3 protein-coding genes are annotated in these 1,268 nt (G+C 43.6%); all 3 read left to right on the forward strand.

Annotated features, from left to right (window positions below; all coding sequences use genetic code 11):
• Positions 1 to 83, forward strand: an 83-nt coding sequence (locus R7O12_RS25455) for a TyrR/PhhR family helix-turn-helix DNA-binding protein (RefSeq protein ID WP_318126847.1), incomplete at its 5' end; no start/stop codon positions are given.
• 36 nt (positions 84 to 119) lie between these two features.
• On the forward strand, positions 120 to 704 hold the full coding sequence (rimJ, locus tag R7O12_RS25460; protein WP_318126844.1) for a ribosomal protein S5-alanine N-acetyltransferase: 585 nt from the start codon (positions 120 to 122) through the stop codon (positions 702 to 704).
• A gap of 1 nt (position 705) precedes the next feature.
• Positions 706 to 1,268, forward strand: a 563-nt coding sequence (locus R7O12_RS25465) for an HD domain-containing protein (protein ID WP_318126845.1), incomplete at its 3' end; no start/stop codon positions are given.

The following is a 1,268-nucleotide window of genomic DNA, read 5'->3' on the forward strand; positions in this document are numbered from 1 at the left end:
GCCGTAAGTTAGCGAAGCGTTTGAATGTGTCGCACACGTCTATTGCGAATAAGTTACGTGACTATGGGATTCGTAAGAATTAACGCGAGTAATCAAGAAAAGGGAAGTTGTCGTTTGTAATGGAAGATCATAGTTCATCAATCGCCGTTCACAAGTTGGACGGCGACTTGCTTCTACGAACCGCTGAAATCGGTGATGCCGATATGATCGCGGCGTATTTTCAATCTAATCGCGATTATTTGAAGCCATTTGAACCAAAGCGAGAAGAGGCGTTTTTCTCTGTTAATGGTTGGCTCCAAAAACTGATTAAGTTGAACGAGCTCCATCGCATGGGGCTTGGCTACTATTGCTTGCTCACCAATGATGATACAGGGCGCATGCTGGGAACGATTTCATTCAGCAGTATGAGTCGTTTTCCATTTTATAGCTGTAACGTTGGCTATTCCTTGGCGGAAGAGGCACAAGGTCACGGCTATATGCGTCGTGGGTTAAAAATGGCATGCGACTACATGTTTAACGTGCAAAAAATGCATCGTATCCAAGCCGGCTATATGCCTCATAACAAACGCAGTGAAGCTGTGCTAGAGTTTGTCGGGTTTAGCAAAGAAGGTTACGCAAAAGATTACCTTTTGATCAATGGTGAATGGCAAGATCATGTGCTGACATCATTAACTAACCCTCATTGGCAGCAAGAAGGGCGCTAATATGGATCGATTAGAAAAGCAGTTAGCATTACTCATTGAGCTTGATAAGCTCAAAAGCGTATTGCGTCGTACTCGGGTGAAAAGCGCCGAAGGTCGTCTTGAAAACAGCGGTGAGCACAGTTGGCACGTCGCATTGATGGCAGTATTAATGGAAGAGCACGCAAATGCACCAGTCGATATCTGTCGAGTGATGAAAATGCTATTGATACATGACGTTGTTGAGATCGACGCAGGCGACACGTTTGTTTATGATACTGCAGCTTCAAAAGAGCAAGCAGAAAAAGAAATAAAAGCCGCTGAACGCTTATTTGATATGCTACCTACAGATCAAGGGCAAGAATTATTAGCGCTTTGGCAAGAATTTGAAGCCGCGCAGAGTGATGATGCAAAATATGCAAAAGCACTTGACCGTTTAATTCCGATGCTCTTGAACTACCATAACAATGGTCAAAGTTGGAAAGAGAATAGTGTAACGCGTGAACAGGCGCTTACCATTAATAAACGAATTGAATTTGGCTCTGTTACCTTATGGGACAAAGCGAAAGAGTTGATTGAAGAAGCCAC

This window comes from Vibrio sp. Vb1574 (genome assembly GCF_033338675.1).